The sequence below is a fragment of the Edaphobacter sp. genome (assembly GCF_035532915.1).
Taxonomy (GTDB): domain Bacteria; phylum Acidobacteriota; class Terriglobia; order Terriglobales; family Acidobacteriaceae; genus Edaphobacter.
In genome coordinates this window covers 1-5926 of record NZ_DATKQC010000054.1, presented here as the reverse complement: position 1 = coordinate 5926, position 5926 = coordinate 1, and the positions used below count along the sequence as shown (strand labels likewise).

Genomic DNA, 5926 nt, shown 5'->3' with positions numbered 1-5926 from the left:
GAGGTCAAGGCGACACTAACATGGTCAACCGGTACTCGCCTGAGCCCGTAGTAGTAGTACCGTACGGTGCGCGGAGAAAGGACGCCCAGGATCATCGCGCACCAACTCTCAACGACACCCCGAATCTGGACGTCAAATTCACCAAAGTCCAATGTTGCGCGACGACCGTCTAAGGAGATGGTCCACTGCTCGGAAGTACTCGCGTCTGTTACCTGGCTATATGAGTCGGAAAAGTCGTCGTAGTACCGCACAACTGCAGGAACCGGCGGCACATTCGTCAGAAGTGCTTCGATCGAATCCTTCTGGGGCCAGGTGTTCATTTCAGCCTCACGGGTAAGCTTCTGAGTACCTCCACGCGATCGTCAAATTTGCTGTTCCACACCGACGCGAGGCGGTCTTCGAAGACAGCGCGGGCGTATCGTAACGGCATATCGGAATCCCGAGACCATCCGAAGAACACTCGCATCTGCTCTAGCGCGTTAGTCATTTCAACTCCCGAGGACAAGAGCTGGTTCAGCCTGACCACTGCGCAGGTATGTCGAAGATCATGAGGACTAAGGGAGTCATCTCCGCTGTGGTCGATGAGAATCTTCCGCAGATTCTTGGGCAGGGAAGCGGTGATCTTCTGGAACAACTTCGTTACCCCCTCGGTCGAGAGTGGGCTTTGCTTCTGGGAGTTGATAAGGAACGAGTGGTCTGGCTGTCCCCGGTAGTTCGTCGCATACTCCTGGATGAGCAGTGCTGTCGTTTTACTGACGGGTATCTGACGAATGGATGGAGCATTCTTAATGCTCGGTTTCGAGTATCGGGGGTCCTCGTCCTGGTACTCGTTGTATCGAACGGTCATCCAGTAGCGAACCTGTTGCCGGTTCCGGTCGAAGCCGCTCTTAATGACGTCGACCGGAAAGTTGAGAAGCTCACCACGTCGTAGCCCCTGGTGCAACAGCAGCATGAAGATCGTGTACACACGCCAGCGTGAAACAACGCTCCTAAAAGGATTGATAGAGGACTCTGGATCCAACATCTCGTAAAGCACCTCAACGATTTCAGATGGGAGGGATCTGATTCGTTCCGGCCGGCGTCGCCTGCCAACGTGGAGGTGCGCATTCAGGAGTTCAATCTTCATTAGACGGCCGGTCAAAGCATTGTGGTGTTCGTGGGTGACCGCACTTCTAGTGAGACGTTGAACCGTCTCGGTAACGAACTGGAGTGCCGCTTGCCACCGTTCCTCGGTGGCGGGCGTGACAGCCCGGCTTCTAAGCGTCAGAAAGTATGCTTCCAGCGTGCTACAGATGATATCGACATCGACCTTAGCGAGGGCATCATCCAGCCTCCCAATGCCCAGCGTTTGATCCGCGTGGTGGTAGAAAGCCTCGAGCTGGCCAAGTTTCTTGCCGATTGTTGAGGGCGCAAGGTCGGCGGGCAGGAACGACACCCAAACGGCAGCCCAGTACCTGGGAACTCCAAATGCATCTACGAGCACAGGGCCGCTCATCGTTGGGAAGACGGAGCTGCGGACCCTGGCAAGCATCACACCTCTCAGAACTCCGAGTCGAAAAACGCGCGGGCGCGCGGGCTGTGGAAAAGACGTGTGGTGGAAAAGTCCAAAGTACAAAGACGGACTTTTCCACCACACTTGGAAATCCCGCATAGTGCGCGGGATTCCCACTTTCCCACAGCCCCTACGATTACTAGTCATTTACTCAAAGCTGAAGACAAGACATAGACGGTGTTGCGGCTCCAATGGTACTTAATCTTGCCTCAAAGCAACAGAACAAAAACTACCGGAAAGTCCGATAACACATATTATGTATAGTCTAGTTGTAGACGCTCAATAGAAATGACATGGTTTCGCCCATTGGGAATGACACTAACGGCATGGGTCTGACCGGTACGCGGTGGGTGGCGCTGGAGCGCTGATCCATCAGGCTCGCGGCAGAGCTGGTGCGTACGAAGTATTCGGACTTGGACCCCGGGCTGAGGCACGAGCGCTTTGGCGACCGGGGCCAGATCGCCGGGAGCGACCACCGATGGTTCGAGGATCGTGGAGATCCATGCACCCTATTGGTTTTTCGTCGACAACGCGACCAGCCGAAGACGTACAGCTGACTTCATCGCGAGTCTCACCGATCCCAGAACCCTCAAGGTGTTCCCTTTTCCAATGACCGCCGCATGGAACTGGTCTTCTCCCACGCTCAGATGGTACTTCTTCAATACGAACGTCGATAGGTTCCCTGACCTTGCGGGGCTCATCAGCGCGTTATCGCTGAGTACTTTGGCGATTTCTCATGCATTGACTCTCGAAGATAACTCTCGACGATGCTCAGGTTAGTATGAATCGAAGAGTCTATGAGACATTCTCGATACTCGACCGTCATGCGCCTGCTTCTTACGCTCGTCGTTTTGGCTGGTCTCATTTATTGGGCTGCCGATACCCACGACCGGATCGAGGTAGGTCTGCATCTGGGCCAACACTCTCGTGATCCATTTAAAATTGACGCGGATACCGGGAAAATCGCGAGCTTAATGCCGGAAGCCAAACTCGCCGGGCTGGTAAAGGACGCAACCATTAAATCGATCAATGGCGTCCCCTTCACGGGCTTTGCACAATGGGCCGCGATCAGCAACCCAGGCAAGCCCGGCGAGTTGGTGTTCGTGGACTTTCAGCGTCCTGACGGGTCAATCGGCAGCTCTCTGATTACCCTTGTTGCCGGTCAGCCTCAGCCCGGCGCCCCCGGAGAGATGTTCCAGCAGGTTGTTCTCTTCGGGCTTTTGCCGCTTGCCTGCATGCTGATCGGCTACTGGGTAGTCTTGACCAAACCTCGTGAGCGGAACGCGTGGCTGCTGCTGGTATTGCTTATCTTCCCCGGGGTCGTCTTTGGTTTAGGAACGGGACTCGCTGCCGGAGGCTGGCTGGTTTTTCGTGCACTCTATTGGTACTCTCTGCAAATTCTCGGCCCCTTGGCGCTCTTGTGCTTTGCCATCTATTTTCCAGAACGCTTGCGCGCCGACGTTGACCGCCCATGGTTGAAGTGGGCGGTTATAGGGCCAGCTCTGTTCTGTGCAGTCGTGGATTTTCGCCAGATCTACGGGCAGTTTTACCTGGCAGGTAATCCGCCGTGGCTAATCCATCTAGTGCACTTGACCGATCGTGTAGAGAATGCAATCGACCTCATGTGCGTGACGTTTTATCTGGCTATTATCTTCCGCAAGATGCAGTCTGCATCAACCGAGGACGCTCGCCGCAGATTGCGTGTGCTTCTGGCAGGAACGTCCGTCGGTCTCGGAGCTCTGCTGATTGCTTTCGTGCTGCTGCCTGACCTCGGTTATTCACCGAGTGCTCACAGCCATATGTGGGTGGCCTACGTTGGAGCAACGCTCTTTATGCTCGCTCCTTTAACGCTTGCCTATGTCGTGCTGGTGCCGCGGGCGATGGATGTGAGCATTCTCGTCCGCCAGGGTACGAAGTATGCTCTGGCCAGGGCAACAGTATGGGGTGTGCAGTTCGTCCTCATCATGGCAGTGTCCTATCGCCTGTTGCTGCCGCTGCTCACTCAAGAGCAGATTCAGCGCGATCAACTCTGGCAAGGAGTTCTTTTTCTCCTTCTGATTGCGGCGATAGGCTTTCTCCTCCGCAAAAAATCAACGAACTGGCTGGACAAAAGGTTCTTCCGCGAAGCCTACGACTCGGAGCGAGTGCTCAAAGAGCTTTCCAATGAGGTTCGAAGGTTTACCGAGAGTGAGCCTCTGCTGCTGACCGTTTCAAGATGCATTGCCGAAACACTCCACGTCAATCAAATTGGTATTTTCCTGCATGGCCGCGCAGGTTTTACTCTGAATCAAATGGTCGGCATCTCGTTAGAAGGCGCAGGCACATTGACGCTGGCGGCAAATTCATCGACCATCCGTAATTTGACCAACTCCAACTCCCCCGCGCAGTTGTACCGCGAAGAGCCCGACGCCTGGTATTTGATGGCGGCACAACCGGAACGCAGAACTCTCGATCAACTCGGAGCCGAGTTGTTCCTTCCTCTATCCGGACGTAACCGGCTTATGGGAGTGATGACACTGGGCCCCAAACAGTCGGAAGCGGCTTACTCGAAGTCCGACCTCCATCTTCTCCAAACACTCGCAGATCAAACCGGCATGGCGCTCGAACTCAGTGAGCTGGCACACTCGCTGGCGAATGAGGCTGCGCTGCGAGAGCGCGCAAACCGTGAGATGGAGATTGCCCGCGAAGTTCAGGAGCGCCTCTTCCCCCAGGAGATGCCCCATCTGGATGGCGTCAGCATTGCCGGGGCCTGTCGCCCCGCGCTGGGTGTTGGTGGGGACTATTATGACGTCTTCACGCTCCAGGATGGCAGGCTTGGGTTGGCCATTGGCGATGTCTCGGGCAAAGGGATTTCGGCGGCTCTGCTCATGGCCAGCCTGCGGGCCTCTCTGCGGGGCGTGACCATTGATAATCCGCGAGAGTTCGCCAAACTGATGGACAAGGTGAACCGGCTTGTCTATGAAGCCTCCGCGAACAACCGCTATGCGACCTTTTTCTTCGGCGCATTCGACCCGACCACCCGAGTTCTTGAATGCGTCAATGCCGGACACAATGCTCCGTTGGTTCTACGGCAAAAATCCGACGGCTCCTTTGAAATTCTGCGCCTCGAAGCCGATGGCCCTGTGGTTGGCCTGCTGCCTTTTGCCGTCTATACCGAGCAAAGCCTGCGCCTCGAACCTGGAGACCTTTTAGTCTCCTATACCGATGGCATCAGTGAAGCCATGACGCACGATGATGAAGAATGGGGTGAGGAACGAATGATGGCGGCGGCGGCCGGGGCATGTGGCCGCACGGCAGACAAAGTGCTGCGGACCATCTTTGACGAGGCGGACAAGTTCACCGCTGGCGCACCGCAGCACGACGACATGACATTGCTCATTCTGAAGATCGATCTCAGCGACAATCGATAATCGGCGAAGCCACTCACGGCTTGAAGGACCGTTTACTCAGTCCGCAAGGCTACTACCGGATCGATGTTGGCGGCGCGGCGCGCTGGCAGATAGCTGGCGAGGAGCCCGCATAGTGCGAGCAGGACTGCGACCGAGATGGCCACGAGGGCGTCGAAGCCGCTCAGCTTGTAAGCGAAGAATGAGGTGAAGAGCTTTCCGGAAGCGAGGGAGACGATGACTCCAAGGGCGCCTCCAATTCCAAGAAGGATGAGAGCGTGGCGCAGGACAAGCCAGAGAATCGCTTCGCGCTGTGCGCCGAGTGCGAGCCGCACGCCGAGTTCGCGGGTGCGCTGGCTGACTGAGTAGGCCAACAGACCGTAGATACCGGCGACGGCGATCAAAAGTCCTGTAAGCGCGAAGAGACTGAGGAGCCGTGCTGCGAGCACCTGATTGCCGAGAGAGTTGTCGACGACCTCCTGCATGGTCTGGACACCCTTTAGCACGGCATCGGGTTGCAGGTCATGGATGGTGCGGCGGAGTTCACGGTCGATAGTGTCTGAGGCCAGCGGAGAGCGAATGGATATGTTCATCATGAAGCTTCCGAGGATCGGGTAGAGCTCATCCTGCGAGAGAAGCTGGTCAAGGTTATAGTCGATCTCGGGCAGTGGTGGCTGGCCAATCGTTTTTTGCGGGCTATCGTCTACAACACCTACGATGGTGGACCATTGGCGGTCGCCGGTATCGTTGTAGCGGACTTTCTGGCCGATCGGGTTCTGGTTAGGCAGGAAGCGGCGCACGAAAGCTTGGTTGACGATTGCAGCAGGAGGTGCCGCCGCAGAATCTGTGGTCGCGAAGAAGCGGCCTTGTAGCAGCCGGATGCCCATGGTCGTAAAGTAGTCGCTGCTCGTAGCCCGCGCCTGAGCATAACCCTGAGCGGAACGCTGTGCCTTGGGGTGATTGGCGAGCTCGACGCTCATATTGAACT

4 protein-coding genes are annotated in these 5926 nt (G+C 56.2%); 1 reads left to right on the top strand and 3 read right to left on the bottom strand.

Translation table 11 applies throughout. From position 1 onward, the window contains the following. A partial coding sequence (locus VMU57_RS02860) for a hypothetical protein (protein WP_325380590.1) occupies positions 1 to 320 on the bottom strand: 320 nt, incomplete at its 3' end. Next, positions 317 to 1615 carry a site-specific integrase gene (locus tag VMU57_RS02855; protein ID WP_325380588.1) on the bottom strand — a complete coding sequence of 433 codons (1299 nt, stop codon included), beginning with the start codon at positions 1613 to 1615 and terminating at the stop codon, positions 317 to 319. The genes VMU57_RS02855 and VMU57_RS02860, both read right to left, overlap by 4 nt. 734 nt (positions 1616 to 2349) lie before the next feature. Between VMU57_RS02855 and VMU57_RS02850 the strand changes: the two genes are divergently transcribed. Further along, complete coding sequence (locus VMU57_RS02850) at positions 2350 to 4962, top strand: GAF domain-containing SpoIIE family protein phosphatase (RefSeq protein WP_325380586.1); 2613 nt, start codon at positions 2350 to 2352, stop codon at positions 4960 to 4962. Positions 4963 to 4994: 32 nt separating this feature from the next. On the opposite strand, the gene VMU57_RS02845 is transcribed toward VMU57_RS02850, so the two are convergent. Further along, on the bottom strand, positions 4995 to 5926 hold a 932-nt coding region (locus VMU57_RS02845), incomplete at its 5' end, for an FtsX-like permease family protein (RefSeq protein ID WP_325380584.1).

Coding starts and splice junctions, on each gene's coding strand:
- VMU57_RS02850 (WP_325380586.1), top strand. CDS start 2,350: ATGAGACATTCTCGATACTCGACCGTCATGCGCCTGCTTCTTACGCTC.